The organism is Allobosea sp. 05L423, assembly GCF_056397745.1.
The window spans coordinates 68,111-93,246 of the sequence record NZ_JBFTOA010000014.1 but is presented as its reverse complement, the minus strand read 5'-3'; the positions used below and the strand labels follow the sequence as shown (position 1 = coordinate 93,246).

At 65.2% G+C, this 25,136-nt stretch carries 26 protein-coding genes, 1 tRNA gene and 1 pseudogene; 15 read left to right on the top strand and 13 right to left on the bottom strand.

Going from position 1 to position 25,136, the window contains the following annotated elements; genetic code table 11:
* Positions 1-361 precede the first annotated feature (361 nt).
* Positions 362-1,315 (top strand): carbohydrate kinase family protein, encoded by a 954-nt coding sequence (locus tag AC1DNE_RS23290; protein WP_441469123.1) that lies wholly within the window; start codon positions 362-364, stop codon positions 1,313-1,315.
* 38 nt (positions 1,316-1,353) lie between these two features.
* Here AC1DNE_RS23290 and AC1DNE_RS23285 read toward each other — a convergent pair whose 3' ends face one another.
* From AC1DNE_RS23285 to AC1DNE_RS23270, 4 genes are all read right to left on the bottom strand, one after another.
* Positions 1,354-2,379: a G1 family glutamic endopeptidase gene (locus tag AC1DNE_RS23285; protein ID WP_441469122.1), complete on the bottom strand. Its 1,026-nt coding sequence runs from the start codon at positions 2,377-2,379 to the stop codon at positions 1,354-1,356.
* Between the two features lie 10 nt (positions 2,380-2,389).
* Positions 2,390-3,391: a phosphatase PAP2 family protein gene (locus tag AC1DNE_RS23280; protein WP_441469121.1), complete on the bottom strand. Its 1,002-nt coding sequence runs from the start codon at positions 3,389-3,391 to the stop codon at positions 2,390-2,392.
* Positions 3,392-3,441: 50 nt separating this feature from the next.
* On the bottom strand, positions 3,442-5,196 hold the full coding sequence (locus tag AC1DNE_RS23275) for an adenylate/guanylate cyclase domain-containing protein (RefSeq protein WP_441469120.1): 1,755 nt from the start codon (positions 5,194-5,196) through the stop codon (positions 3,442-3,444).
* Between the two features lie 257 nt (positions 5,197-5,453).
* Complete coding sequence (locus AC1DNE_RS23270) at positions 5,454-5,702, bottom strand: hypothetical protein (protein ID WP_476841201.1); 249 nt, start codon at positions 5,700-5,702, stop codon at positions 5,454-5,456.
* Positions 5,703-5,898: 196 nt separating this feature from the next.
* Between AC1DNE_RS23270 and AC1DNE_RS23265 the strand changes: the two genes are divergently transcribed.
* On the top strand, positions 5,899-6,564 hold the full coding sequence (locus tag AC1DNE_RS23265) for a Crp/Fnr family transcriptional regulator (RefSeq protein ID WP_441469119.1): 666 nt from the start codon (positions 5,899-5,901) through the stop codon (positions 6,562-6,564).
* 6 nt (positions 6,565-6,570) lie between these two features.
* Here the strand turns inward: AC1DNE_RS23265 and AC1DNE_RS23260 are convergent, their stop codons facing one another.
* The 3 genes from AC1DNE_RS23260 to AC1DNE_RS23250 all read right to left on the bottom strand — a co-directional run bounded on the left by AC1DNE_RS23260 (position 6,571) and on the right by AC1DNE_RS23250 (position 10,250).
* A complete protein-coding gene (locus AC1DNE_RS23260; protein WP_441469118.1) occupies positions 6,571-8,307 on the bottom strand; it encodes a cache domain-containing protein in 1,737 nt (578 codons plus the stop codon).
* Between the two features lie 34 nt (positions 8,308-8,341).
* Entirely contained in the window at positions 8,342-9,364 is a 1,023-nt protein-coding gene (locus tag AC1DNE_RS23255; protein ID WP_441469117.1) for an ABC transporter substrate-binding protein, read from the bottom strand.
* A 202-nt stretch (positions 9,365-9,566) separates the two neighbouring features.
* Positions 9,567-10,250: a FadR/GntR family transcriptional regulator gene (locus tag AC1DNE_RS23250; RefSeq protein WP_441469116.1), complete on the bottom strand. Its 684-nt coding sequence runs from the start codon at positions 10,248-10,250 to the stop codon at positions 9,567-9,569.
* Positions 10,251-10,453: 203 nt separating this feature from the next.
* On the opposite strand from AC1DNE_RS23250, the gene AC1DNE_RS23245 reads away from it, so the two are divergent.
* Complete coding sequence (locus tag AC1DNE_RS23245; protein WP_441469115.1) at positions 10,454-11,173, top strand: ribonuclease activity regulator RraA; 720 nt, start codon at positions 10,454-10,456, stop codon at positions 11,171-11,173.
* 33 nt (positions 11,174-11,206) lie between these two features.
* Here AC1DNE_RS23245 and AC1DNE_RS23240 read toward each other — a convergent pair whose 3' ends face one another.
* The gene (locus AC1DNE_RS23240; RefSeq protein WP_038363023.1) at positions 11,207-11,449 is read right to left on the bottom strand and encodes a DUF2312 domain-containing protein; all 243 of its coding nucleotides are present in this window, start codon (positions 11,447-11,449) and stop codon (positions 11,207-11,209) included.
* A gap of 230 nt (positions 11,450-11,679) precedes the next feature.
* Here AC1DNE_RS23240 and AC1DNE_RS23235 point away from each other — a divergent pair, with 230 nt between their 5' ends.
* The 3 genes and pseudogenes from AC1DNE_RS23235 (at position 11,680) to pyk (ending at position 15,058) form a co-directional block, all read left to right on the top strand.
* The gene (locus AC1DNE_RS23235) at positions 11,680-12,993 is read left to right on the top strand and encodes a glycerate kinase type-2 family protein (protein ID WP_441469114.1); all 1,314 of its coding nucleotides are present in this window, start codon (positions 11,680-11,682) and stop codon (positions 12,991-12,993) included.
* A 20-nt stretch (positions 12,994-13,013) separates the two neighbouring features.
* Positions 13,014-13,409: pseudogene (locus AC1DNE_RS23230) on the top strand (DUF1036 domain-containing protein); the annotation flags it as partial.
* 209 nt (positions 13,410-13,618) lie between these two features.
* Positions 13,619-15,058 carry a pyruvate kinase gene (pyk, locus tag AC1DNE_RS23225; RefSeq protein ID WP_441469113.1) on the top strand — a complete coding sequence of 480 codons (1,440 nt, stop codon included), beginning with the start codon at positions 13,619-13,621 and terminating at the stop codon, positions 15,056-15,058.
* A gap of 30 nt (positions 15,059-15,088) precedes the next feature.
* Here pyk and AC1DNE_RS23220 read toward each other — a convergent pair whose 3' ends face one another.
* Together AC1DNE_RS23220 and ykgO are read right to left on the bottom strand one after the other, a co-directional pair.
* Complete coding sequence (locus AC1DNE_RS23220) at positions 15,089-15,739, bottom strand: tetratricopeptide repeat protein (RefSeq protein WP_441469112.1); 651 nt, start codon at positions 15,737-15,739, stop codon at positions 15,089-15,091.
* 137 nt (positions 15,740-15,876) lie between these two features.
* A complete protein-coding gene (ykgO, locus tag AC1DNE_RS23215) occupies positions 15,877-16,002 on the bottom strand; it encodes a type B 50S ribosomal protein L36 (protein WP_038363015.1) in 126 nt (41 codons plus the stop codon).
* A gap of 306 nt (positions 16,003-16,308) precedes the next feature.
* Between ykgO and AC1DNE_RS23210 the strand changes: the two genes are divergently transcribed.
* The 3 genes from AC1DNE_RS23210 to AC1DNE_RS23200 all read left to right on the top strand — a co-directional run bounded on the left by AC1DNE_RS23210 (position 16,309) and on the right by AC1DNE_RS23200 (position 17,237).
* On the top strand, positions 16,309-16,515 hold the full coding sequence (locus tag AC1DNE_RS23210; protein WP_441469111.1) for a hypothetical protein: 207 nt from the start codon (positions 16,309-16,311) through the stop codon (positions 16,513-16,515).
* A gap of 134 nt (positions 16,516-16,649) precedes the next feature.
* Positions 16,650-17,024: a phosphoribosyl-ATP diphosphatase gene (gene hisE / locus AC1DNE_RS23205; protein WP_441469110.1), complete on the top strand. Its 375-nt coding sequence runs from the start codon at positions 16,650-16,652 to the stop codon at positions 17,022-17,024.
* Between the two features lie 136 nt (positions 17,025-17,160).
* A tRNA-Arg gene (locus AC1DNE_RS23200) sits at positions 17,161-17,237 on the top strand.
* A 274-nt stretch (positions 17,238-17,511) separates the two neighbouring features.
* Here the strand turns inward: AC1DNE_RS23200 and AC1DNE_RS23195 are convergent.
* Genes AC1DNE_RS23195 through AC1DNE_RS23185 form a run of 3 tightly spaced genes read right to left on the bottom strand, consistent with a single transcriptional unit; the run spans position 17,512 to position 19,866 of the window.
* Positions 17,512-17,697 carry a hypothetical protein gene (locus AC1DNE_RS23195; protein WP_441469109.1) on the bottom strand — a complete coding sequence of 62 codons (186 nt, stop codon included), beginning with the start codon at positions 17,695-17,697 and terminating at the stop codon, positions 17,512-17,514.
* A 59-nt stretch (positions 17,698-17,756) separates the two neighbouring features.
* Positions 17,757-18,863 (bottom strand): aminotransferase class I/II-fold pyridoxal phosphate-dependent enzyme, encoded by a 1,107-nt coding sequence (locus tag AC1DNE_RS23190; protein ID WP_441469108.1) that lies wholly within the window; start codon positions 18,861-18,863, stop codon positions 17,757-17,759.
* A gap of 55 nt (positions 18,864-18,918) precedes the next feature.
* Entirely contained in the window at positions 18,919-19,866 is a 948-nt protein-coding gene (locus AC1DNE_RS23185) for a hydroxymethylglutaryl-CoA lyase (RefSeq protein WP_441469107.1), read from the bottom strand.
* A 106-nt stretch (positions 19,867-19,972) separates the two neighbouring features.
* Between AC1DNE_RS23185 and AC1DNE_RS23180 the strand changes: the two genes are divergently transcribed.
* The 6 genes from AC1DNE_RS23180 to AC1DNE_RS23155 are packed head-to-tail and all read left to right on the top strand — an operon-like array spanning position 19,973 to position 25,131.
* Complete coding sequence (locus AC1DNE_RS23180; protein ID WP_441469106.1) at positions 19,973-21,208, top strand: CaiB/BaiF CoA transferase family protein; 1,236 nt, start codon at positions 19,973-19,975, stop codon at positions 21,206-21,208.
* A gap of 2 nt (positions 21,209-21,210) precedes the next feature.
* Positions 21,211-22,122 carry an HpcH/HpaI aldolase/citrate lyase family protein gene (locus AC1DNE_RS23175; protein ID WP_441469105.1) on the top strand — a complete coding sequence of 304 codons (912 nt, stop codon included), beginning with the start codon at positions 21,211-21,213 and terminating at the stop codon, positions 22,120-22,122.
* Positions 22,123-22,163: 41 nt separating this feature from the next.
* Positions 22,164-23,006, top strand: a complete 843-nt coding sequence (locus AC1DNE_RS23170) for a transporter substrate-binding domain-containing protein (RefSeq protein ID WP_441469104.1) — start codon at positions 22,164-22,166, stop codon at positions 23,004-23,006.
* Positions 23,007-23,033: 27 nt separating this feature from the next.
* Positions 23,034-23,684: an amino acid ABC transporter permease gene (locus AC1DNE_RS23165; RefSeq protein WP_476765273.1), complete on the top strand. Its 651-nt coding sequence runs from the start codon at positions 23,034-23,036 to the stop codon at positions 23,682-23,684.
* 2 nt (positions 23,685-23,686) lie between these two features.
* Positions 23,687-24,352 carry an amino acid ABC transporter permease gene (locus AC1DNE_RS23160; RefSeq protein ID WP_476765272.1) on the top strand — a complete coding sequence of 222 codons (666 nt, stop codon included), beginning with the start codon at positions 23,687-23,689 and terminating at the stop codon, positions 24,350-24,352.
* Positions 24,352-25,131, top strand: coding sequence for an amino acid ABC transporter ATP-binding protein (locus AC1DNE_RS23155; RefSeq protein ID WP_441469101.1), 780 nt, complete (start codon positions 24,352-24,354; stop codon positions 25,129-25,131). Before AC1DNE_RS23160 ends, AC1DNE_RS23155 begins: the two co-directional genes overlap by 1 nt.
* Positions 25,132-25,136: the final 5 nt, after the last annotated feature.

Below are 25,136 nucleotides of genomic sequence, written 5' to 3'. Positions count from 1 at the left end.
TCGACGGTGCCGGCGCAATCGGCTCCATCGAATTTCTTCGCGATGCCAGTCGTCGGATCGGCAGCGCCTGACGCGCTGCAATCTGCAACGGCATCACCGGGCCGTCTTGTCCGATTGCCCGGAGTTTTGTGCTTTATCGTCTCGATCTGGCAGAGATGCGTCAAAGCGGGCTGCGCCATGCCGCCGGAGGGGTCCCGGAATAGCGCGTGAAGGCGTGTGCGAAATGACCCGATCATCAGCGCCGCAATTGGGGGCGGCCGTCAAGAGAGACCAAGGTGCCGCGCGGCGCATGGCGTCGACTTTCAGCTTCTCACTCTCAAAGGTGCTGTAGATTGCGGCAGGTCGCATTTGAGGAAACATCATGATTCTGGTCTGTGGCGAGGCACTGATCGACCTGTTCGTCGATGCGCCCGAGCGTGGCGAGATGCCGGCGCGGGCGGTTCCCGGTGGTTCACCGTTCAATGTCGTGATCGGGCTCGCGCGGCTCGGCGTCGAAACCGGATTCCTCGGAGGCATTTCGCGCGACGCGTTCGGTTCGCTGCTGGCCGATATCCTGGCGCGGGAAGGAGTCGATCGCCGTTATCTGGTCCGGACGGACCGGCTCAGCACGCTCTCCGTCATCGCGACGAACGAGAGCGGCCAGCCCAGCTACAGCTTCCATGGCGAGGGTGCCGCGGATCGCTCGCTGCTGCCGTCCGATCTGCCTGCGACGCTTCCCGGGGCCGTCGAGGCACTGGCTTTCGGGTCCTACACCATGGCGGCCGAGCCGGTGGGGTCGAGCCTCGCCGCGCTGGCCGAGCGCGAGAAGGGCAGGCGGTTCATCAGCGTCGACCCCAATTTGCGACCGACGGCGCTCGGCGGGCTGGCGGGCTGGCGTGCGGCGGCCGAACGCTTCTATCGCGCCGCGAACCTGATCAAGGCCAGCGAGGAAGATGTGCGGATCGCCTGGGATGGGCAGATCACCATCGCCGAAGCCGCCGCCTATTGGCTCGATCTCGGCGCGCAACTGGTCGTCATCACCGAGGGGGAGCGAGGGGCAATGGCCTTCTCGGCTGCCGGACGGATCTCCGTGCCTGGGCGGCTCGTCACGGTTTGCGACACGGTCGGCGCTGGGGATGCCTTCCACGCGGCGCTGCTGGCGCGGCTCGCGCAAACCGGCCGGCTGCATCCGGCGGCACTGGCCGAACTCGATATCGCGTCCGTTCGCGAACTGCTGAACTATGCGAGCGCCGCGGCGGCGCTTTCGGTCACGCGCCGGGGTGCGGTCTTGCCGACTGCTGCGGAGGTGGAGGCGTTGCTATCTCTACCGGCGTAGTTGCCGCCGTCCGCCGCGCAAGTGGTCCGGGCTCCGGCTCAGGGCGCGACGCGGGTCAGTTCGAGGCGCTGTGGCGGCTCCAGGATGCGGCGGGCGGTCGAGATCGTTCGGACGCTCGTCGGATTGCGGTCGATTTCGTACATCCGGATCAGCCGCGTGCTGTCGAGGTCGTGTTCCCACAAATCGGGCTTCTCCGGCTCCGCAGATTCGGCCACGCAACGGGTGAAGGCGAAAGGCGTGTAGATGGGAAAGGCGTAGGGTTCCCACCCATCCGATCCCATCGGACTTGGCCGTTCCATGATCCACTCGGCGCTGGCGCCGCTGATGCGCAAACCCGCTGGCGCCGATGCGTCGAAGGCCTGCAGGATGATGCCCTTGCTGACATTCTTCAGATTGCAGCGCACCGTCGTCTCGTCGAGCACGGTGACGAGCGCGCTGATCTCGTCATAGGGATCGATAGGTAGTGCGAGCTCCTGAATCGGGAGATCCTGCCCCCGCGCCCACCATTGGAACCAGCTCAAATACTCGGCATGCGGCGCGGGCCCCGTAAGCCAGCGCTGCCGCGTCCCGATCTGGGGGAGGGAGGAATCGAGATAGAGCTTCTGCCCGTCGAGACCGATCCACGTCGAACTCTGGTATTCCGGCTCCGTTCCGCCGGGCGGCGCGGAGACCGCGGGCACAGTCCAGTTCGCCATGACGGAGACGAGACTGCGGCCGTCACGGGGCGTCACATAACCGCCCGACCAGTTCATGCTCTTCTGCATCGGCCAGGAGGCTTGTGCGGCAACGCGGACGATGCCCGTGGGCGGAGCCACATCGGCGGCTTTCAGCACGCTGAGGAACTGCAAGGGCGGAGCGTTCGGCCGCGGATGCAGGAAAGCCAGGCGAAATGCCGCGGCCGCCGGATTGCCCCTGAATTCCGCCGGGGTAGGCAGGCCAAACCGCTGCAAATCCTCGTCGCTCGCATGCGCGGGATTGAAGGTCTCCGGTGGCAATGGATAGGGCGCGATGGCGCCGTTCCGGGGGCGGGGCTTGGTCGTGCCGTGGGGCGAGCGGCTGGCCATTGCCGCCTCCTCACTCAGCTTTCCATTCGGCGGCGGCCTTCGTCACGGCCTCGCCGAATGATTTAAGCGTGTAATGAGCTGCGTTTTGCCCCGTGCCGGTGTGTTTCGACAATTTGGCGAAAGCCGCCAATGCCAGGGCCGCCCCGGCAGCGGAATCGCTCGGATAATGCAGTCCGGCGATCTCGCGATTGCGCGCGACGCGCCGCGCGAGGGCCATGAGCGTTTCTTTCGCGGCGGTCTGGTCAGCCTGCGGCAATGCCGGAGTCACGATCTTCAACATGTGCTCCATGCAGGCCGCCATGAGATGTGCCTGGGTGGCATGGCCGCTGGGATAGGATGAATGTCCGGGGACGGGGATCGGGGGCATCAGCGCCGGGCATTCCCAGGATGGACGCGGGCGCTGGAAAACCTGCTTGTAGTAGAGGGCACTGAAAGACGCGACCAGGCTGGCGATGTGCAGGACCCGGAAGGTCCGCGGATGGGAGGCCGGCGTCATCGTCAGCGCTTCCATGAAGGTGGTGATGAACTCGCCATCCTGCGCGAGGATTTCGCCCAGCGCCGATGCGCGCTCGTCGCGCGCGGCTGCGAGCAGGTTCTTGATCTCCCGCGCCTGCCTGGTCTCCGTCCCTTCCGTGCCGTTCAAGCCGATCAGGATGTCCGCCAGGGCGTTGTTCAACTGGTCGGTGTTCCAGCTCGTCGCGGCGAACTCCGTCAGCACCCGGAAGGCATACCATTGCGCGGCCCAGTTGCGATCCGCGAAGGTCGCCGGCTCCCCGCCGGTGGCAGCATTTGTGAAAAGGACTTTTTTCACCGGTCCGGACGTCGGGTCCAGCCGGATATGGACCGATTTCTTGAGGTCCCGGATCCGCCCGCCCGCCGCCGTCGATTCCATCGAGAACGGAAAATCCGCCCTGTCGGGCACGAACCAGTTGCCGGCGTCGCCGCTGATGCCCGCGTTTCCGGTGTTGCCGGTATTACCCGTGTTCCCGGTATTGCCCGTATTGCCGGTCATCGCATGAACCCCGCACGGTTGCTGTTACGGCAAACTCGTTAGGCGTCGGCTCAGTCAGGCAGGCCTGCTTCCCGTAAGTGCCCGATCCATTTCTCCAGAATAGGCGGAGCGAACGGGCAGCGCGGCGCATAGGGTGTCAGTCTAAAATCGGGCTGGAGCAAGAGAAGGCGATCAGCCGCGCTTGCTGCCTCCCTGGAGCGGCCTGCTGCGACCAGGCTTGCGGCAAGCGTACGTAAAGTAAAGCGGATCGAGGGATTATGCGCAACAGCACTGCGCGCCCAACCGACCGCTTGATCGTAGTCGCGATTGATGTAGTGCGCCTGAGCCAGGATGCCCTCATGCCAGAAGCGGTAGGGATCGGCGGGGGCGAGACGCTGTCCCGTCTCGCCGTGCTCGACGGCCAATGGGCCGTCGCCGGCGAAACCGCGTGCGGCGCTGCTCATCGTCCAGGCCATCGCCACGCTCGGCCCGGCCTCGATCGCCCGGTCGAGGAAGCGCTGTGCGGTGATCGCGTCGCGCAGGAAGTAGGCCTGGACATGGCCGTAGATCGCGAGCGCGAGCGGGTCGTTTCCGTCGCGCTCGATGGCTGCGCGCGCCCGATCGACCGCTGCCTGCGCATCGCCATCCGGGTCGGGCGAGCCGAGTTCGCCGACGCGGAAGACATGCCAGAGAGCCGTGTAGGTGAAGGGCGGCGCGTAGGACGGGTCCAGCGCCATGGCCTGCTGCAGCAGCCCGCGCGCACGGGCAAAGCTGTCGGCGTCCATCTTGTAGAGCAGGTCCAGCGCCTGGAGCAGCAGGTCATAGGCGGTCATGTTCTGCGGGTGCTGACGCAAGGCACGCCGCAGCTCGCGTTCCCGGACATGGGGCGCGACAGTTCTGACAAGTTCCAGTGCGATCCGGTCCTGGAGGTCGAACAGCTCGTTGACCTGGCCGTCGTAGTGATCGGCGCTGACCACCGCCCCGTTCTCGTTGGCGATGAGCTCGGTGCTGATGCGTACGCGGCTGTGGGACAGCGAGACGGTGCCGTCCATGACGTAGCGGACGCCGAGCTTGCGCCCGACTGTGACCGGGTCGATCCGCTGCCGGCCAAATTCCAGCGTCGACCCGCGCGATATGACGAACAGTTCCTTGAGGCCCGACAGCGACTGAATGATCGAGTCGACCACACCATCGGCGATGGAGGCTTTGTTCGATCGGGCGCCGTTCATGCGGAACGGCAGGACGGCAATCGAGGCCCTTGCGTCTGTCCCGGCGTGGCTCTCGCCGATCTTGCGTACGGGAGCATGCCCCGGCTCGGGACGAAGAGCGAAGACCCGCACCGGCCGCTCGTGATTGCGCAGGAAGATCTCACCCATATCGGAGCCCTGCGTCCTCTCCGCTACGTCGAGCTGCTCGAAAACAGCCTCCGAAACGATGACCCCACCCTGTTCTGCGTAGGATTGCAGCCGGGCCGCGACATTGACGCCATCCCCGAAGATGTCGTCGTTCTCGAAGATGACGTCGGCAAGATGAATGCCCATCCGAAATGCGATCCGCAGGGACGCGGGCTGATCGACGGTTGCTGCCGCAAGCGCCTGCTGGAGAGACAGGGCGCAACGGGCTGCCACGGGCGCGCTATCGAACGTCGCCAGAAATCCGTCGCCCGTGTTCTTGACGATCTGTCCGTCATGCTCGCGCACGCAAGGGTCGATCAGGCCGGCGCGCAGGCTCATCAGCCGTTGATGCGTCGGTTCTTCCGCCGCCTCGCTCAGGCGCATGTAGCCGACCACGTCGGCTGAGAGAATGGCGGCCAGACGACGTTGCATCTTCGCAGAAGCTCTCACACCTGAAGCCGGCCCTGTAAGGGCCGGGATCACCACGATGGATCAAGCCTCCCCGGATGCTGGCATGAGAGCGGTGCGAGGTCCACCGCAAGCATTGCCGAACCGGTGCCTGGGTCATGAAGCGAAAACGCTGGCGGTTGTCTTCCGATGCGGAGCGATCTGTCGAGATGAGGTTCCGGGCCGGGCTGGAAGAGCGCCCATTCGACCTCTGGGAACCGCGGGCATGAGCCGCCTGCGACCTATTTCTTCGGGTCGCTGTAGAGCATGTCCATCCGAGACAGCCCGATGTCGCTCAACGTGTGTTCGTCGAGAGGGGCCGTATCAGCTTCGCTGCGCCATAGGATATGGGCCGGGATCAGCCAACGAAGCAGACCTGAGGCGGCGCGTGCCGGCGGCGGCGCCGGCGACACTTCTGCCGTCCGGTCGCGCAGCGAAGCCTGAGCTGCTAGGCTTGAGAGTGCATGAGAAAGGTTCAGAGCGTCGTGCACAATTGAGCTCCGTTCGGTCGGGCTCTCACCGAGGTCGCGGGATGCGGTCGCGGCGGCCTTTGGCGACGGAGTTCTCTACCGTTCACGCTGCAGGTTCTGTGCGCTGAATCACATAGCCTCAGGCTGCTCCGGAAACCCGAATGTCGGGGGGCGCCAGATGAACGATAGGCCTCTTCGCATCGCGAGCCTCCTGGCTGTGAACCCGTTCTTCGCGGGTTTGCTTCCGGGAACGCTGGATGAGATCGCGCTCATCTGTCGCCCTCGGCATCTGGCGGCGCGAGAGGTCCTGTTCCTGAAGGGCGATCCGGGCGACGGCCTCTATGCGATCCGTCGCGGCCTGATCCGCATCGGCACAACGAATGATCTGGGGCAGCAGATGACGGTCAATCTGCTCGGAGGCGGCGACATCTTTGGTGAAATCGCTCTTCTCGATGGTCGCTCGCGAACGGCGGATGCGGTTGCCATGGAGGATACGGAGATGTTCTTTTTGCCCCGCCGGGATTTTATGAAGCTGCTTTCGACCGACCCCACGATTTCGTTGCAATTGATCGAGCTTCTTTGCGCGCGGCTGCGCGACGTCCTGCGGCGCATGGAGGAGACAACCTTCCTGCCTGCGGCGACCCGGCTGGCCCGGCGCATCCTCACGCTCGCGATCGACTACGGCGCGGAGGTGCACGCGACGCAGGACGAATTGGCGTCCCTCAGCCGGATTACGCGCGAAACCGTGAACCGCCAGCTCCAGAGCTGGAAGCGGATGGGCGTTATCGAGCTTGGGCGCGAACGTCTAACGATCCTCGATATCGATGCGTTTCGCAGGCTTGCGAAGATCGCGGCAGCCAAGCCCAGCCGCGACAGCGCCTGAGCGGTTCTACGCTCTTCCGGCGATGACGAGGGAATAGACCGCAACGGGCTGATCGTATCCTTTCAGGACACGCGCCTCCAGAGCGACAAGCGGCAGGCGCGAACCCACCGCTTGAGCCGCGGCGCGATCACAAAGAACCTCGAAATCATCCGCGATCGAACACAGGCGCGAGGCGAGGTTCACGACATTGCCGATCGCGGTATAGTCGAGGCGGCCTTCCGAGCCGATCCGGCCGACGGTCGCCGGGCCCATTGCAAGGCCCACGCCGAATCCGAGTCGATGATCGAGGCTGTGCCGGCTTGCCAACAGCTCGTGCACGCCGAGCTGCATATCCCTCGCCATTTCCAGAGCGCCCAGTGCGGGATCGTCACAGGGCACCGGCGCATTGAACAGCACCATCGCGCCGTCGCCGGAGAAGTTCGTCAGCGTGGCGCCGTGGCTGCTGACCACCTTTTCGAGAGCGGTGTAGTATTGGCCGAGCATGCCGATGACGGTTTCGGGCTCCGCACGGGCAGAGAAGGCGGTGAACCCGCGCAGATCGCAGAAGGCGACGACCACGTCGACGCGCCGCCCGTCGAGCAGGTGATCGTCGCCGGTGCGTTCCACGAGTTCTGCCACCTGCGGGGCCAGAAAGCGCTTCAGGCGGTTGATCCGCTCCGAGCGTTCCTGCGAGACCGCCAGCTCGCTCGCCATCTCGTTGAAACGGGTCGCCAGCCGTTCGAACTCATCGCCCGTCGCAAGGTGAATCCGATGCTCGAAATGTCCGGCGCCGATGCGGCCCACGCCATCTTCCAGAAGGACGATGGGTTCGACCATGCGTTGGGTGAGCCAGTAGGCGAGCATGGCGGCGAGGCCTGCGCCGGCAATGAGCAGAGCCATGGTGCGCCACAGGGCAGCGTAGATCGGGCCGAAGGCCTCGACGACGGGTTGCTTGACGACGACGCTCCAGTCGACGCCGGATATCGGCGCCATCGCGGCGAGCACTCTGCCTCCCGTGACGTCCCGGCCGGCGATCGCTTCCCCCGGGCGGGTCAGGATGGAGGCTCGCAGGTCCCGCAATGGCTTCGCGGCGGTTTCATCGGCTCGCAGGACCAGGCTGATGTCCGGGTGAGCGATGAGGCGGCCCGGCTGGTCGAGCACGAAGGCTTCCCCCGTACGCCCGACGCGTATCGCCGAGATCACGTCCCAGATGAATTTGAGATTGACTTCGGCCATCGCGACGCCCGCGGTCGGGCGATTTCCGGCAACCGCGATGGTCATGAAGGGTTCGGAGCCGCGTTGAAACGTGACCGGGCCGAACCAGGCACGATGCGAGCGCGCTCCCGCAACGGCCGGATTCCCGGATTGGTCTTTGCCGCTCTCGACCCTGTTGAGGCCGATGCGAGACAGGAACAGCCGTTCCCGGCCGGCGGCGTCGACAAGGCTGAGGCTCTCGATGGCCGGCACCTGGCGAAGCACGAGGTAGGCGTCGAGCTTACGCTTCTCATCCGCGCTGTCGGGCCAGGGCAGCAGCACCGCCCATCCGAGCTGATCGCGGATGCCCTCGATGAAATCCTGAATTCTGGACGCGGCTCCTCGGGCCTCGGCATCGAGAACATCGCTCAGCCCGGTGCGCTGGTCGCGATAGCCGAACCATGCTTCGACGCTTCCTGCAAAAAGCAACGGCACGACGACGGCAGCGAACAGGGCAAGGAAGTACTTCCAGAACAACGATCTTCGCGGCGCCGCTGGCTGGTTGGACATCGCGTTGGCTCGCTCGGCGGCTCACCGGCCGGGGTTATTCGATCACGAAGTCGGCGCTGCTCAGAAGCGAAGGGGGGATCGACAGATGGAGGGCGTTCGCCGCCTTCAGGTTGATGAACATCTCGACCTTGGTGACGCGCTGGACCGGCAGCTCCGAAGGCTTCGCCCCCTTGAGGATACGGCCAGCATAGACCCCCGTGTGACGGTGCGACTGCTCGAAATCGCCGCCGTAGCTCATCAATCCGCCGGCTACGGGAAAGTCGCGGGATTGGGTGATCGCGGGGATGCCGTGGGCGGCGGCGAGCGCGGCGAGCTGCGGGCTGCGGTAAGCGAAATAGGGGTCGGAGGTGAAGACGAGCCCGCCAGCACCGGCTTGAGCCGCACCGGCGAAGAGCGCGTCAAATTCCTGTTCCGTGCTGGCCTTGAGCAGATGCAGAGCCAATCCCAGGCTGCCCGCTGCACTGTTGAGGTTCGCCGATTGCGAGCTCGAGGTCGGGCTGGCCGGGTTGACGGCGATGGCGAAGAGCCTGGCGTTCGGGAGCAGCTCCGCCATGAACTCCAGGCGCTTGCGCGAAACTTCGACGCTGAGGCTCGAGACGCCGGTGAGGTTGCCGCCAGGACGGGACAGGCTTTCCACCAAACCGAGTGCCACGGGATCGCCGCCCAGCTCAAATACAACCGGGATCGTGGCCGTCGCCGATTTTGCCGCGAGCGCGACCTCTGCGCCGCCCGGCGCGACGATCACGTTCGCCTGGCGACCGACCAGATCTTGCGCGAGCGCCGGCAGGCGCTTGTACTCGCCTTCCGCCCATCGAAAATCGATCGTGACGTTGCGCCCTTCGACATAGCCAGCTTCGGCCAGCCCAGCGCGAAAGGCCACAAGACGGCTGGCGTAGCGATCCGGGGTTTCCGAACCGAGATAGCCCAGCAGCGGCATTGCGGGTTGCTGAGGCCGCGCCGGGCTGGCCCACACCGCCGCCCCGCCCGCAAGAGCGAGGACGTTGCGCCGGTTGACGCGGGCACCTGCCTCGGTCGAAGCGAAGGGCAAGAAGCGCAAGGCATTCTCTCCTTCCAACATCGTCCATTCATCTGGAGCGGCGGGATACTACCCCAGTCAGGTGGCAGCAGCATAGTTGCGTTGGGTCACCCGGAGCCCGGAAGCCGGGGCCCGTCTTGCGCCTTCTCCGCGAGGGAAGAACCAGATGCGTTTCGGCGCCTGTTGCCGTGCCGCGGCGGGCGGCCGGAGGAACCGGAGGGGGCTAGCTTCCTTCGAAGACGCGCTTGCGCGCGTTTTCGAGATGGACTTGCATGGCCCGGCGAGCGGCAGCCTCGTCGCGGCTCTCAATCGCATCGAGGATGGCCTTGTGCTCGCGCTGGACGGTCAGCAGGCGCGACCGTGGCTGGATCAGCGAGAGGTTGCGGTTCAGGCTGATGCCCGTGGCGATCTGCTCGTGCAGCGCGTTGAGCGTCGTCACGAAGAAGTGGTTGCCGGTCGTCTCAGCGACGGCGCGATGGAAGGTGATGTCCTCCTCGACGCCGAGCCGTCCCTGCTCGCCGACGATCTCCAGTGCGATGAAGGCGTGGCGCAGTTTCAGGAAGCCGTCCTCGTCGCACATCTTCGCTGCCAGCGCGGCGGCTTCCCCTTCCACGGCAATCCGGAAGACGAAGCAGCGCTGGATGTCGGCGATGCTGTTGATCGGCGCAAAGCTACGCACATCGGGCGCTGGCCTGCGCAGGACATAGGAGCCCGATCCGCGCCGCGATTCGATCAGGCCGTCGTCGCGCAGCCGGCCCAGCGCTTCGCGAACGATCGGGCGGGAGACGGCCAGGCGCTCGGCGAGTTCGCTCTCGGAGGGCAGCCGAGCGGCTACGGCGAAATCCCCGGTCATGATCTGACTCAGGATGTACTCGTAGACGCGGTCGCCAAGCTTGCCGGTGCTCATTGTCTTCGCCGCGGGCCATTTTTCATCGCGTCAATCGCACTCCCGCCGGGCAAGAGCCGGTATGCATTTTCAGGATGCTACTTTACAACTTATTTTACAAGTTATAGGCGTTTGGTCGAAGTGTGCTGCAACCGGCGCCGGACCGCTTTCGACTCGGGCGTCGATGCCGCGAGTGGGCGGCGCATCTCTTCGGGAATGAACTGATGTCCAAGCTCAAGCCGGAAACACGCAACAAGCTCCGCGCCGTCTCCGTCGCCACGGTCTGCACGGCCCTCTTCAAGCGCGGCTTCCGCAACCAGTTCATCCAGGATGTCCGGCCGTTGAGCCAGGATACCGGCACGATGGTCGGCGAAGCCTTCACGCTTCGCTACATTCCGGCGCGCGAGGATCTGAATCCGCTCTCGGTGTTCCAGGACCGGGCGCATCCGCAGCGCAAGGCAGTCGAGGATTGTCCGCCCGATGCGGTGATGGTGATCGATAGCCGCAAGGATGCGCGTGCCGCCTCGGCGGGCGGCATCCTCGTCTCGCGGCTCATGAAGCGGGGCGTTGCCGGTGTCGTCACCGATGGCGGCTTCCGCGATTCCCCGGAGATCGCGCAGCTGCCCATCCCGGCCTATCATAACCGGCCGGCGGCGCCGACCAACCTGACGCTGCATCAGGCTGTAGACATCAACGTGCCGATCGGCTGCGGCGATGTCGCTGTCTGGCCGGGGGACGTCGTGCTCGGCGATGGCGAGGGCGTCGTGGTCATCCCGGTTCATCTCGCCGACGAGGTGGCGGATGAGGCGGTCGAGATGACCGCCTTCGAGGATTTCGTCACCGAGGAGGTGATGAAGGGCCGCTCGATTCTCGGCCTCTATCCCGCGACGGAGGAGCAAACGAAGATCGACTTCGCCGCCTGGCGCAAGGATAGGAACCGCTGAGGACCGCTCGCCGCGGTCCGCAGCCGCCCCGGCTCAGACCGTCTCGCCGACTGCCTGGAGATAGAGGTCGAGGATCGCCTCTTCCTCCTTGCGCTCTTCGAGATCGCGCTTGCGCAGCGCCACGACCTTGCGCAGCACCTTGACGTCGTAGCCGTTGCCCTTGGCCTCGGCATAGACCTCCTTGATGTCGTCGGCGATCGTCTTCTTCTCTTCCTCGAGCCGCTCGATGCGCTCGACAATGCTCTTGAGCTGATCGCCCTGAACCGGATCGTCCATCTGATATCCTTCCGGGGTATGAAAATTCGGCGGGCAGCGTTCGCCCGGATTGGGGCAGGGCGTCAAGCCGCAAACGCCCGGCCCTCAACAGCTGTGATGCCGCAATTCCATCCGGAGATACCGCCGAAGAAAAGTATGACTTAATCGCCATAAGACAGATGACGCCGACCTTCGCGGCACCTAAGAAGGATCAAGAGAACTGCTGTGGCTAGCGGCAGCGCCGGGTGGAAATGAGCAACGTGCACAGTCCTGTGACCGAGACAGCGAAGCTGCGGGAGACGGCGCGAAAGATCTACGATGCCGCCGTTTCGCGGGCTCATCCGTCCGGATGCCTGCCGCAGCATCTTCCGCCCGCCCCGGCGACTGGCCGCCTGATCCTGCTCGCTGCCGGAAAGGCTGCGGGCAGCATGACCGCTCTTGCCGAAGCTCACTATCTCGATGGCGGCTTTCCGCCCGAGCGTCTTCTCGGCCACGCGGTCGCCCGCCACGGCTATACGACGCCGACGCGCCGCATTCCCATGGTGGCGGCCGGCCACCCGGTGCCCGATCAGGGCAGCATCGACAGCGCCGAACAGGCCCTGGCGCTCGCCGCTTCCGCGACGGCGGATGATCTCGTCCTGGTCCTGCTCTCCGGCGGCGGTTCAGCCAATTGGGTCGCCCCGGCAGGCAGGCTTGCGCTCGCCGAGAAGCAGGCGGTCAACAGGGCGCTGCTGCGCTCCGGCGCCCCGATCGGCGAGATGAACATCGTCCGCAAGCGCCTGTCGCGGATCAAGGGTGGCCGGCTTGCCTTGGCGGCCGCGCCTGCCAAGGTGCTGACGCTCGCAATCTCCGACGTGCCCGGCGACGAGCCGACCGCTATCGCCTCGGGGCCGACCGTCGCCGATCCCTCCACGACGGAGCAGGCCCGCGCCATCGTCGCCCGCTACGGGCTCGACCTGCCGCCCGCCGCCCGAGCCCTGCTCGACGACGCCGCCAACGAGACGCCGAAGCCCGGCCATTCTGCCTTCGCGAACAGCGAATTCCGTATCATCGCCCGTCCGGCCGACGCGCTTGCGGCCGCTCGCGCCACCGCCGAGGCGGCGGGCTACGAGGTCCATGATCTCGGCCCGGACGTGGAAGGCGAGGCCCGCGAGGTTGCTGCGGGCCATGCGGAGCTAGCGCGGCGGCTGAAGCGCGAGGGCAGGCGTGCCGCGATCCTCTCCGGCGGCGAGCTCACCGTGACGCTGCGCGGCTCCGGCCGCGGCGGTCCCAATCAGGAATATGCCCTGGCGCTGGCGATCGCGCTGGCCGGCGAGCCCGGCATTGTCGCGCTCTCGGGCGATACCGACGGCACCGATGGCGGCGGCGGTGAGGCGAGCGACCCTGCGGGCGCGTTCATCGACCCGCAAACTTTGGTGCGCGCGGCCGAAATCGGCCTTGATCCCGCCCGATCCCTCGCCGACAACGACTCGACCGGCTTCTTCGAAGCGCTGGGCGATTTGCTGCAGCCGGGACCGACGCTCACCAATGTCAACGACTGCCGCGTAATCCTGATCGAGCCGTGAGATTTCTCCTGAACCAGCGAGTGGTCCTTCTGGCGGCCTGCTGCGCCGCCGCCTTCGTCGCAAGCGCCTTGCCGGCCAAGGCCGATTTGCGCATGTGCAACACGACCTCGAGCCGCATCGGCGTCGCGATCGGCTACCGTGACGCGCAGGGCTGGACGACTGAGGGCTGGTGGAACATCAGCCCGCGCGGCTGCGAGACGCTGTTGCGTGGCACGCTGGCGGCGCGCTTCTACTACGTCCACGCTCTCGATTACGACAAAGGCGGCGAATGGACCGGCAAATCCGTCATGTGCGTCCGCAACAAGGAATTCACGATTCGCGGCATCGAGGACTGCCTGGCTCGCGGTTATGACCGCGCCGGCTTCTTCGAAGTCGATACCGGCGAGCAGAAGAGCTGGACGATCCAACTCACCGATACAGGCGGAGCCGCATCGCCGCGCCCCTGACGGGAACACCGGAACGGGATGCTGCGGCGACAATGATTGAAGCCGGCCTTGTCGGCCGGTTGGGGAAGGCGGAGACGGGCGACCAGCGCCGCAGAGCGCGCAGGCGGCCCGGCCCGCGGATGAATTCACGGGTGCTGACAGGCCCGGGCGGAAACGGCCCGGCCTTACGGGGACTGACAATGAAGCGCGAACGCCGGATCAAGATCATCGCCACCCTCGGACCCGCCTCCTCCAGCGAGGAGATGTGCGCCAAGCTGTTCGAGGCTGGCGTCGATGTCTTCCGCATCAATATGAGCCACACCCAGCGCGAGACGCTGGCGGAGAAGGTGGCGATGCTGCGCGGGCTGGAAACCAAGTTCCGGCGCCCGGTCGGCATCCTTGTCGATCTGCAGGGCCCCAAGCTGCGCGTCGGCCAGTTCGGCGGCGATGGCGGTGTGATGCTGGAAAAGGGAGCGATCTTCACCCTCGATTCAGACGCTGCGCCGGGTGATGCCAAGCGCGTCCAGCTGCCCCATCCCGAGATCCTGAGCGCGCTCGAGCCCGGCCACAACCTCATCCTCGATGACGGCAAGCTGCGCCTTGTCGTGGAGAGGGCCTCGCAAAAGGAAGCCGTCACGCGCGTCACGGTCGGCGGGCGCCTGTCGTCGCGCAAGGGCGTCAGCCTGCCCGACACCACCATCCCCGTCTCGGCGATGACCGAGAAGGACCGGGCCGACGCCGAGGTCGCGGCCGAGGTCGGCGTCGACTGGATCGCGCTTTCCTTCGTGCAGCGTCCCGAGGACATGGCGGAGCTGCGCAAGATCGTGCGTGGCCGGGCGCTGGCGCTGGCCAAGATCGAGAAGCCTCAGGCCGTATTGCGGCTGGAGGAGATCATCGAGGCCTCGGATGCCATCATGGTCGCGCGCGGCGATTTGGGCGTCGAGATGCCGCTCGAGAAAGTGCCGGGCACGCAGAAGCGGATGATCCGCATGGCGCGGCGCAAGGGCAAGCCTGTGGTGGTCGCTACGCAGATGCTGGAGAGCATGATCACCAGCCCGGTGCCGACCCGCGCCGAGGTCTCGGACGTCGCGACCGCGGTCTTCGAGGGCGCGGACGCCGTGATGCTCTCGGCCGAGAGCGCCGCCGGCCAGTACCCGGTCGAGGCCGTGACGATGATGAACCGCATTGCCGAGGAGGTCGAAGGCGAGACGGTCTACCGCTCGATCCTGGAGGCGCAGCGCGCCGAGCCCGAGGCCACCGGCGCGGACGCCATCGCCAAGGCCGCCCACGAGATCGCCGAGACCCTGCACCTCAAGGCGGTCTGCGCCTGGACCTCATCCGGCTCCACAGCCTTCCGCATCGCCCGGGAGCGCCCGAATTCGACCGTGATCGCACTGACGCCGAACCGCGCCACGGCGCGCCGTCTCACGTTGGTCTGGGGCGTGCACGCCATCGTCACCAAGGACGCCAGCGACGCCGACGACATGGCTTTCCGCGCCTGCAAATTCGCGGTGCGCGAGCATTATGCCAAGCTCGGCGACCGGATCATCGTCGTTGCCGGCGTGCCCTTCGGCACTCCTGGTGCGACCAACATGGTCCGCATCGCCTTCATCGGCCAGGAGCATGTCGCGAAGGCATGAGCCGCGAGGGGAGGGCGGGCTCGCCGGGCGTCAGGCGTCGCGACCGTCGACCTCGCTCTTGAGCGAGTCCACCGCCTTCTTCACCGCATCGAACTGCGGATAGAGTGCCAGTGCCTTGCGGAAGGCGATCATGGCGCCCTTGTCGTCGCCCTGCTGGCGCAGGATCATGCCCAGGCCCATCATTGCGCCGTAATGGCGCGGCTCGCGCTTCAGCGTCTCGCCGATATCGATCATCGAGCGGATCGAATCGCCGGCGAGATAAAGCGCGTTGGCGCGCTGGTTCCAGGCCTCGGCCCAGTTCGGCTGCAAGCTGATGATGCGGTCGAGCAATTCGATCGCGAGTTCCGTCTGCTTGTCCTGCAAGGCCTGCTGCGCGCGACTCATCAAGAGGTCGGCCGTATCGGAGCCGGAGCGTGCCCAGCGACGCTGGATCAGCCGGGCTACACCCTCGGCCTCTTCCTGCGTCGCGGCGTCATGAAGGCGCTCGAACAGCCGGTCGAGTGTCGCGGCCGGACTGCGCTGCGGGGCTGAAGGCGTAGCGGGATTATCGGCCTTGTCGGACGGCGCGACTGCGCCGGGCCGCGGCGAGCCGGTCGTTTGAGCAACGACCGCGCTCGCCCCAAGGCCGCCCGCTAAGGCCAGCCCCAGGGCAAGGACGGAAGGCGAGGAAAAGCGCTTCATGTGGGGGAGTGTAGCCGCCGAGCCCCGCAGGTCAAATCACGCAGAGGCGAGCACGCAACGCAAAAAGCGGGCGCGCCGGTTGGCGCCCCGCCTTGCAAAGTCCGGTCAGGCCCTGCGCGACCAGGTCGCGCAGAAGCTCAGCCCTGACGCGCCTTGAAGCGCTTCTGGACCTTGTTGATGATGTAGACGCGGCCCTTGCGGCGCACCAGCTGGTTGTCGCGATGGCGCGCGCGGAGCGACTTCAGCGAATTGCGGATCTTCATTGTCTCAACTCCATCGACCCGTCCTCGCGAACGCGCCGGTCAAAAACCTTCAGCCTGCGACGCGGGTTCTGGCAGCATCGGCTATCCCGAAAACCGGGGTCCACTTTTCGGGCCGATGCTTGGGAGCCCTCGCCGCCCATGACCATGGTGCGACTGATACGATGCCGGCTGTATACGGATTTTTCCGCGGACCGCAAGTCCGAACACGGCTCCGGAAGCTCTCGGCCATGCAAAAGCCCGACTGTGCCTGCTTTGACGGCAGCGCGGCCGGGAATCACCCGGCCCCCTGATCCGGAGGACTTGAACATGCGCCTATCGATCCTGACCCTTTTTGCTGCGGCGCTGACGCTCGGCGCCTGCGGCAACACCGTCGAGCAGCGCATCGGCGGCGCGGCGGTCGGCGCCGGCACCGGTGCGGTCGTCGCCGGTCCGGTCGGGGCCGTGGTGGGCGGTGCGGCCGGTGCGGTCACCGGTCCTTCCGTCTCGCGTGCGGTGCGCCGGGCCTCTTACTGACAGAGTAGCGACGTCTCGGCAGCCATCTTGCCCTGCGCCCGTCCGGGTGCAGGGCAGCTGTAACTGCATCGGGCCTCGAAGTGCCCCGGTGGGATTGTCATCAAACTCTCATCTGGCAGCCGAATCCTTCCTGAATGTCCGATTCGCTGCGCCGTCTCCATGCTGCCGTCCTGGATTCGCGCCTTCGCGATCCTACGACCTCGCGCACGGCCAAGCTTTTTGCCGACGGCCTGCCCAAGATGGCCAAGAAGGTTGCGGAAGAGGCTGTCGAGCTGAGCCTGGAGGCGCTGCAGGGCAATCGCCAGGCCGCCATCCTCGAAAGCGCCGACCTGATCTACAATCTGACCGTGCTCTGGACCGCCCTCGGCATTGAGCCGGCCGATATCTGGGGAGAGCTTGATCGCCGGGAGCGCTTGTACGGCATGGCCGAGAAGCTGCCCAAGAGAGGTGACGCGCAGCGCGGGAAAGCGCCACGACGGCGCTCTACCCCGCTTGCACCACAACCGTAACGACGCGCGATCGCGTGCTATCCACAGCCGCGAAGAATTCGACGGTCTCGGCGATTTTGAGGTTGCCAAGACGAAACGAAGCCTTTATCTCCGCCTTCATCAGGCCAGACGCGCTAGCGTCTTGACGTTCTGAGACGCGCCCGTAGCTCAGCTGGATAGAGCATCAGACTACGAATCTGAGGGTCAGAGGTTCGAATCCTTTCGGGCGCGCCATCACTTAGCTCTCTCCAGAGAGCGCCGTTCATAGGGCGGCTTACCACCTTCCATTTACGCATTGTTCTGCGCTTTCCGCTTGGCCGGAACGTTGATCACGTTGTCGACTTTCGCGTGGCCGTCGTCAGCGAGCCTGCGCCGTTCAGTCTGCCGGCGATAGATGGATCCGGGCAGCCTTTCCCTGCGCCTGCTCGATCTGAGCCATGATCTCGGCGTCGCTCGCGCCGGTTACCGCCAGCTCGGCGCTGCGCGCAGATGCGCCAGCTCTTCACCTTCAGGAGCGGATCTTTCGCGATCCGATCACCCTCGACCGCCGGCTCAAGTGCGTTTTCCAGCGCCAGGCGGCGATCGTTTGCGGCCTTGTAGCCGCGACTGCCCGGCCCTCCATCAGGTCTTCGACCCAGGCAGCGACAACATCGCCAAGCAGCACGTCGCCGACGTCCTCGCGGATCGTCGGCATTCCGGTCCTCCCCTCTGCTTCAAGACATGCAGCAGGGGGCCCCATTCAACGGGGGTGGATCACAGCCTGCGAACGCTTCGTATCGCCTCCAAAGCGAACTGGTTTTCCGCAGGCAGTCCAACAGAGACACGCATGAACGTTTCGAAGCCAGGCTCGCGCCATGGCTTCACGATAATCCCGACCTTCAGGAGGCGTTCTGCGAGAGAAGCCGCGTTCTCGCAGCAATCGAAAAACACGAAATTGGCCTCCGATGAAGCGGGCCTGTACCCTGCATCCAGCAACGCCTGTTCCATGATCAAGCGCTGCTCCACAATCATCGCCGCAGCGTCCTTCATCCACGCCTCGTCGGCGAGGGCTGCGACCGCTGCATGTTGGGCTGCGGTGTTGACGTTGAAAGGCGTCTTGGCACGAGCGGCGAGGCCGGCAAGCCTGGGGTCGGAGAAGATCCCATAGCCGACTCTCAATCCTGCCAGCCCATAGGCTTTGGAAAAGGTGCGCAGCACGACATAGTTCACCGCTGCCTTGTCCAGCATGGCGATGCTGTCGAACGCCGCCTCCGGCGACACGAACTCGACATAGGCTTCGTCGAGCACGAGCAGGGTCTGCGGGCCGGTCACGTCAACAAGGCGCTGAAAGCGCTGTGCGTCGAGTGCGGTCCCTACCGGGTTCCAGGGCGAACTCAGGAAAACGATGCGCGGGCCGCGTGCGATTGCTCGTTCGAGCGCGTCGTAGTCGAAGTCCAGCCTGGCCGTCATCGCGATCTTATGGACACAAGCGCCGGCGGCCACCGGCTCGATCTCGTGAAGGCCGAAACTCGGCGCGACCGTGACGACCTCATCGGCGGGCCGGAGCGCCATGCGGCAGATTGCAGCGATCAGCTCCTCTGAACCGTTCCCGACCAGGATGCGGTCCGTCGCGATATCCAGGCTGGCTCCCAATGCGCCGCGCAGTGCCGTGCAAGCCGGGTCCGCGTATCGCCAGGGTTCAATCGCCGCGGCTGCGATCACATCGACGACCAGCGGTGAGCAGCCATATGGATTCTCGTTGCTGGCGAGACGGGCGATGTCCTGCCTGCCGCTCGCCTGACGTGCCGCCGCGGTGCTCAGCCCGGCATTGTAAGGCGAGACCCTTAGGATATTCGGATTGACCATGAAGGAATCGGGCATCTGATACGACATCCTAGGAGAGCGATGGCAGGAACGGGATCGTTGAAGCGCGCCTTTACTGCGAGTTCGCGCGTCTGTGCCCGGCCCTGAAGACCTTTCCGGGCAACTCGCGACCGACCAGGGATTGTGCCAGCCGCGCAGCTTCGCAGAGCTGGTTGAGGTCGATGCCGGTGGCAATGCCGAGCTCCTCGCAGGCGAAGGCGAGATCCTCGGTGCAGACATTGCCCGCAGCTCCGCGCAATCCGGCGAAGGGGCAGCCGCCGAGCCCACCGATCGAGCCGTCGAATTCGGCGACGCCCATCTGCAGGCCGGCAATCGCATTGGCGATGCCGAGCCCGCGGGTATCGTGAAGATGCAGCTTGATCGCCAGTTCCGGCCAGCGTTCGCGAATGCCGCCCACCAGCCTCTGTACGAGCAGCGGGTTTCCCCAGCCGGTGGTGTCGGCGAGATCAAGCGCGGTCAGCCTGACGCCGCCGTCGGCGACGATATCGCGAGCGCGGGCGATCAGGGCGATGCTCGTCTGAGCCGGGATGTCACCTTCGAAGGTGCAGCCGAATGCCGTCATGACGCCCAGTGAACAGTCGGTCACCCCAACCTCCCGATAGAGCGGCAGCCACGCGGCCATCTCGACAAAAGCCTCGTCGATCGAGCGGTTGGTGTTGCGCCTGATGAAGGTTTCGCTGGCGGTGATCGTAAGCTTGCCGTGCAAGTCGATCTGAGGTGTCGCGATCGCCTGCTCCAGGCCGCGGCGGTTCAGCCACAAGCCGCGATAGGACGTGCCGGGCCGCTTGACCAACCGCCGGAAGAGCTCGCCGGTTGTCGCCATCTGCGGCACCGCCTTGGGGTTGACGAAGGAGCCGACCTCGATCTCGCTCAACCCGGCGGCGGCCAGCGCATCGATCAGCGCGAGTTTCTCGTCGACCGTTAGGATGCGGGCTTCGATCTGCAAGCCGTCGCGGGGGCCGACTTCCGTGAGGCGAACCGATTTGGGCAGCTCCGACATCGCAGCATTTATCCCCGCACAAGAGATCGCCATGACAGGCGATCCAACTTAATTCGTCACTTTCGTATAGACATATGTTTTCGCATCTGCAATATGAAGGTCGAAGATGCGAAGGGACGCTATGATCCAGACTCGCCAATTTCGACCTGATGCGGCTGGCCCGCTGGTTGGCCTGCGCGTGCTCGATCTATCGCGTTTGGTTGCAGGAAACGTGCTAAGTCTGCAGCTGGCGGATTTCGGTGCCGACGTACTCAAGGTCGAAAGCACCGAGGGCGGCGATGCCCTGCGCGACTGGCTCGTCAACGGACATCCGTTGTTCTGGAAGGTTTATTCCCGAAACAAGCGCAGCCTTGCGCTCAATCTCAGGCAGCCGGCAGCTCGCGACGCGCTTACGGCGCTGATCAAGACCGCGCATGTCTTCATCGAGAATTACCGTCCGGGCACTCTTGAGAAGATGGATCTCTCGCCGGAGCAGTTGCTGGCGATCAATCCGGCGCTGATTATCGTTCGGGTCTCGGGCTACGGCCAGGATGGCCCCTATCGCGACTACCCCGGCTACGGCACCCTGGTCGAGGGTATGTCGGGCCTTGCCGCCAGGCTCGGATTCGACGACCGGCCGCCGATCCTGCCGCCTCTGGCGACCGCCGACATCGTCACGGGCGTCTATGGTTCCTTCGCGACGATGGTCGCCGTCCGGGCTCAGGAAGCGGGTGCGCCAGGGCAGGTCGTCGATCTCAGCCTGCTCGAATCCGTCATCACTTTGCTCGGGCCGGAAGCCGAGAGCTACCGCCAGACCGGCCGTGTGCCGCCTCGCAACGGCAGCCGCTCCGAAATCACTGCGCCGCGTAACGTCTTCCGCACCGCCGACGGCCGCTGGGTGTCGCTGTCGGCGCCCATGAAGAGCATGGCCGAGCGCCTGTTCCGGGTCATCGGCCGCGAGGATATGATCGACGATCCGCGGTTTGCGACGAACTCATCGCGCCTCGCCAATGCCGATGCCTGCGAGGAGCCAATCGCCGACTTCATCGGAAAGATGAGCCTCGATGACGCGCTCTCCTTCTTCCGCGAGAAGGAGATCACCGTCGCGCCGGTCTACGAGGTCGATCAGGTTCTGGCCGACCCCCATGTTCAGCAGCGTGGCACATTGATCGAGGTTCCCGATGCCGAACTCGGCACGCTCGCCATGCACAACATCGCGCCGCGCCTCTCGGGGACGCCTGGGGCGCTGCGCATGCCGGCGCCCCAGCTCGGCGAACACACATGGGAAGCGCTTACGGAAATCGGCCTGGAGCCTGCTGCGATCGACGCAATGATCGCCTCCGGTGCGGCACGGGCAAGCTGAACATGGCCCCCGTCTCTCCCGCCTGGCGCTCCCTGCTTTATGTCCCCGTGACGTCGCAGCGTTTCGTGGCCGGAGCCGGAGGACGCGGCGCCGATGCGGTGATTCTCGATCTGGAAGACTCTATCCCCCTCGGCGAGAAAGCCGCCGCCCGCAGCGCGCTGGCCGGCGCCATTGCAGCAGTCGCCGCGCAGGGCGGTCCCGATATCCTTGTCAGGGTCAACCGTAACTGGCGGTTGCTGGTCCGGGATCTCGAGGCTGCTATCATGGCCGGCGTCAAGGCCATCGTGCTGCCGAAGGTGACATGCGCAGTCGATATCGTGGTGGTAGCCGAGATCATCGCGGAGCTGGAAGCCGAGCGCGGCCTCGCCGCCGGCGCTATTGGCATCGTTGCGCTGATCGAGGACCCGGGGGCGCTTTTCAGGGCCGCGGAGATTGCAGGAGCCCATCCACGCGTTGTGGCTCTCAGCCTCGGGGATGAGGACTTCGCCAACGCCGCCGGGATCGAGCCGACAGCGGAGACGCTGCTCCACCCAAAGCAGCTGATCGTCTTTGCTGCGAAAGCCGCGGGGATCGCACCGCTCGGCTTCATCGGGACGCTCGCGGATTATCGGGACCTCGACGCGCTGCGTCTGACGCTGGAGCGCTCGCGGCGGTTTGGATATCAGGGGGCGCCTTGCATCCACCCATCGCAGGTCCCGCTCTTGAACGCCGCCTTCTCTCCGACGGAGCAAGAGACCGAGCGAGCAAAGCGGGTTGTCGCGGCCTTCGACGCTCAGACCGCGCTTGGCGGTGGAGCCGCGGCACTCGACGGAACGATGATCGACCGGCCCGTTGTCGAACGGGCCAGACGCCTCATCGACCGGGCTGCAGCCTTGAGCAGACCGGCCTCCTCCACGTCCGGCGATCGAGCCTGACGCGACCAAGACCAATCACAAACCAAAAAAGGGGATCAGACATGACGGGATCACTTCTACGGATTAACGGCGGCCTTGGCCGCTTGCTGCTGGCGGGCTCCATGCTGGCGGCGGCTCTGACCGCCGCGCAGGCCGACACCCTTGAGCGCATCAAGTCGGAGGGCAAACTCGTCGTCGTCACCGAGATGCAGTTTCCGCCCTTCGACTTCATGGAGAACGGCCAGTACACCGGAGTGAACAAGGACCTGCTCGACGAGATCGGCAAGGAAATCGGCGTCAAGGTCGAGTATGTCGATCTGCCCTGGACGAGCATCCTGCCGGGTCTCGAAGCCAAGAGGTTCGACTTTGTCGGCGCCCCGGTCAACGCCACCAAGGAGCGGGTCAAGCGCTACGCCTTCTCGACACCCTTCGCCTATTCCGGCAACGCCTTCATCAAGAAGAAGGGCAACACTGCTGTCTCCAAGCCGGAGGATCTGGCCGGCAAGCCGGTCGGCACCATCAAGGCGAGCTCGTCGATGAAGCAGCTCGACGCCTTCTCCAAGACGCTGCCGACGCCGATCGATATCCGCGAATACAGCGACACGACTCAGGCCTTCGCGGACGTAGCATCGGGCCGTCTCGCCGCCGCCGCGACATCGACCCCCAACGTTGCGTATGCAGCTACCAAGCGTCCCGACGCGCTCGAGGTTGTGAATCCCGGTTTTGGCACGCCGACCTATTATTGCTGGGTGATGCGCCAGGGTCCCGAGGACGCCTCCCTGACCGAGGCCGTGAACAAGGCGCTCGCCAAGATGGTCTCGGACGGCCGCGTGGCAGCCATTCAAATGAAGTGGTTCGGCCGCACCGAGCAGCTTCCATCGACGTTGCCCGAGCCGGCTCTCTGACGCCTGACACGAGCGAGGTAACCGGACATGGTCGGCGTGCAAGCCGTCATTGATGCGTTCCCCTTCCTGCTCAAGGGGACAGGCGTCACGCTGACCATTTCCGTGCTCGGGATGGCGCTCGGCAGCGTCATCGGGTTGCTGATCTATCTACTGCACAGTTCACGCTCGCGACTGCTGTCGGGGTTTGCGCGGCTTTATCTGAGCTTCTTTCGGGGTGTGCCGCTCCTCGTGCAACTGCTGCTGTTCTACAATTTCCTGCCATTTGCGGGGATCAATTTGTCGGGCACGACTTCGGCCGTGCTCGCTCTGGGCCTTGTCGGGGCCGCCTATATCGCCGAAATCCTGCGCGGCTCTCTCAATGCGATTCCGGTCGGGCAATCCGAGGCGGCACACGCCTTGGGCTTCACGCCCGTCGATCTTTGGCGTTCGATCCTGTTGCCGCAGGTGCTGCGGATCTCGACGCCGGCCATGATCAATGAACTGATCCTGCTGCTCAAGGCGTCCTCGCTGATCTCCGTCGTGGGGCTGGCCGAACTGACGCGCACGAGCCAGACCTTCGCTGCCAGTACGTTCAGGCCGATGGAGTTCTACCTCGCGGCCGGAGCAATCTATCTTGTGTTGAGCATTGCCATTTCGTCTGCCGGCCATCTGCTCGAGCGGCGCTTCGTCAGGGGCTGAGAATGGATCTCGAACTGCTCCGGACCTACGGCCCCAATTTCGTTACCGGCCTCAAGTTGACCCTGCTGTGCTGGATTCTGAGCTCGATCGGCGCGAGCGTACTCGGCCTGTTGGTGGCGCTCCTGCGGCAGATCCCATCGCGGCTTCTGCAGATCGTGCTGCGGGGATATGTCGAGATATTCCGCGGCACGCCGCTGCTGGTGCAAATCTTCCTGATCTACGCCGGCGGTCCCTCCATCGGCCTCGTGCTCGAGCCCGTGGCAGCCGGTGTCCTGGCGTTAAGCCTCCATGGCAGTGCCTATATCGCAGAGATATTCCGCGGCGCCTTGGCGGGCGTCCCGCGCGGTCATGTCGAGGCGGCGGCCAGCCTCGGGATGCATCCGGCCTGGATCATGGTGCGGATCGTGTTGCCGCAGGCGCTGGTCTCGGCGACGCCGCCTTTGGTCAACATGATTCTGATCATCTGCAAGGAAACGGCGGTCCTCTCGATCATCACGGTCGCCGAACTTACCTTTCAGATACAAAAGATGGCGGTCGAGACCTTTGCCGCCTTTGAGGCGATACTGGCCCTGGCGCTCTGCTACTGGGCCATCATCGCAATCCTTTCCACGCTCGGCCGCTTCCTTGAACGGCGCGTGACACGGCATCTTGGAGCGGCGAGAGTTTGATGAGCACACCGATGATCGAAATGTCGGGTGTATCGAAGAGCTTCGGGACGCTCGAAGTCCTGAAGGCTGTCGATCTCACCGTCGAGCGCTCCGAGGTGGTCTGCCTGATCGGTCCGAGCGGCTCGGGCAAGAGCACGCTGCTGCGCTGCATCAACATGCTCGAAAGCTATACGGCGGGCCTGATCAAGATCGACGGCCAGCCGATCGGCTTCACCGAATCGGGTGGTCGTCGGGAGCTGATGAAGGCAAGCCGCCTGCGAGCGATGCGCCAGCAGATCGGCATGGTCTTCCAGCAGTTCAATCTCTGGCCGCATATGACCGCCTTGCAGAACGTCGCTGAGCCGCTCGTGCGGGTGCGCGGGCTCACGCAGGCGGATGCAACCGGGAAGGCGCAGGCCATGCTGGCGCGCGTCGGCCTGGCAGCCAAGGCCCAGAACTATCCCTCCGCCCTGTCGGGGGGGCAGCAGCAGCGCGTCGGGATCGCACGTGCGCTGGCGATGGATCCGCAGGTCATGCTGTTCGACGAACCGACATCCGCCTTGGATCCCGAACTCGTCGGCGAAGTTTTGCAGGTCATGCGCGACCTGGCGGAAGAAGGCATGACCATGGTCGTGGTCACCCACGAGATCGGTTTCGCCGCAAAGGTGGCTGACAAGATCGCGTTCCTAGACGGTGGCCGAATTGTCCAGGTCGGCACGCCGCAACAAATTCTTCACGCAGCCAGCGAGCCGCGTATCCAGCAGTTCCTGCAGACCTATCACGAGCGCAACGACTTCTAGCCCCG

What these genes read in the sequence shown, in the direction of transcription:
- AC1DNE_RS23235 (WP_441469114.1), top strand. Translation starts at nt 11,680, where the DNA reads ATGAGCAACGTGCACAGTCCTGTGACCGAGACAGCGAAGCTGCGGGAG.
- AC1DNE_RS23185 (WP_441469107.1), bottom strand. Translation starts at nt 19,866, where the DNA reads ATGTCGGAGCTGCCCAAATCGGTTCGCCTCACGGAAGTCGGCCCCCGC.
- hisE (WP_441469110.1), top strand. Translation starts at nt 16,650, where the DNA reads ATGTCCGATTCGCTGCGCCGTCTCCATGCTGCCGTCCTGGATTCGCGC.
- AC1DNE_RS23160 (WP_476765272.1), top strand. Translation starts at nt 23,687, where the DNA reads ATGGATCTCGAACTGCTCCGGACCTACGGCCCCAATTTCGTTACCGGC.
- AC1DNE_RS23155 (WP_441469101.1), top strand. Translation starts at nt 24,352, where the DNA reads ATGAGCACACCGATGATCGAAATGTCGGGTGTATCGAAGAGCTTCGGG.
- AC1DNE_RS23165 (WP_476765273.1), top strand. Translation starts at nt 23,034, where the DNA reads ATGGTCGGCGTGCAAGCCGTCATTGATGCGTTCCCCTTCCTGCTCAAG.
- pyk (WP_441469113.1), top strand. Translation starts at nt 13,619, where the DNA reads ATGAAGCGCGAACGCCGGATCAAGATCATCGCCACCCTCGGACCCGCC.
- AC1DNE_RS23245 (WP_441469115.1), top strand. Translation starts at nt 10,454, where the DNA reads ATGTCCAAGCTCAAGCCGGAAACACGCAACAAGCTCCGCGCCGTCTCC.
- AC1DNE_RS23220 (WP_441469112.1), bottom strand. Translation starts at nt 15,739, where the DNA reads ATGAAGCGCTTTTCCTCGCCTTCCGTCCTTGCCCTGGGGCTGGCCTTA.
- AC1DNE_RS23170 (WP_441469104.1), top strand. Translation starts at nt 22,164, where the DNA reads ATGACGGGATCACTTCTACGGATTAACGGCGGCCTTGGCCGCTTGCTG.
- AC1DNE_RS23275 (WP_441469120.1), bottom strand. Translation starts at nt 5,196, where the DNA reads ATGCAACGTCGTCTGGCCGCCATTCTCTCAGCCGACGTGGTCGGCTAC.
- AC1DNE_RS23195 (WP_441469109.1), bottom strand. Translation starts at nt 17,697, where the DNA reads ATGCCGACGATCCGCGAGGACGTCGGCGACGTGCTGCTTGGCGATGTT.
- AC1DNE_RS23180 (WP_441469106.1), top strand. Translation starts at nt 19,973, where the DNA reads ATGCGAAGGGACGCTATGATCCAGACTCGCCAATTTCGACCTGATGCG.
- ykgO (WP_038363015.1), bottom strand. Translation starts at nt 16,002, where the DNA reads ATGAAGATCCGCAATTCGCTGAAGTCGCTCCGCGCGCGCCATCGCGAC.
- AC1DNE_RS23280 (WP_441469121.1), bottom strand. Translation starts at nt 3,391, where the DNA reads ATGACCGGCAATACGGGCAATACCGGGAACACGGGTAATACCGGCAAC.
- AC1DNE_RS23250 (WP_441469116.1), bottom strand. Translation starts at nt 10,250, where the DNA reads ATGAGCACCGGCAAGCTTGGCGACCGCGTCTACGAGTACATCCTGAGT.
- AC1DNE_RS23240 (WP_038363023.1), bottom strand. Translation starts at nt 11,449, where the DNA reads ATGGACGATCCGGTTCAGGGCGATCAGCTCAAGAGCATTGTCGAGCGC.
- AC1DNE_RS23190 (WP_441469108.1), bottom strand. Translation starts at nt 18,863, where the DNA reads ATGCCCGATTCCTTCATGGTCAATCCGAATATCCTAAGGGTCTCGCCT.
- AC1DNE_RS23260 (WP_441469118.1), bottom strand. Translation starts at nt 8,307, where the DNA reads ATGTCCAACCAGCCAGCGGCGCCGCGAAGATCGTTGTTCTGGAAGTAC.
- AC1DNE_RS23210 (WP_441469111.1), top strand. Translation starts at nt 16,309, where the DNA reads ATGCGCCTATCGATCCTGACCCTTTTTGCTGCGGCGCTGACGCTCGGC.
- AC1DNE_RS23175 (WP_441469105.1), top strand. Translation starts at nt 21,211, where the DNA reads ATGGCCCCCGTCTCTCCCGCCTGGCGCTCCCTGCTTTATGTCCCCGTG.
- AC1DNE_RS23290 (WP_441469123.1), top strand. Translation starts at nt 362, where the DNA reads ATGATTCTGGTCTGTGGCGAGGCACTGATCGACCTGTTCGTCGATGCG.
- AC1DNE_RS23285 (WP_441469122.1), bottom strand. Translation starts at nt 2,379, where the DNA reads ATGGCCAGCCGCTCGCCCCACGGCACGACCAAGCCCCGCCCCCGGAAC.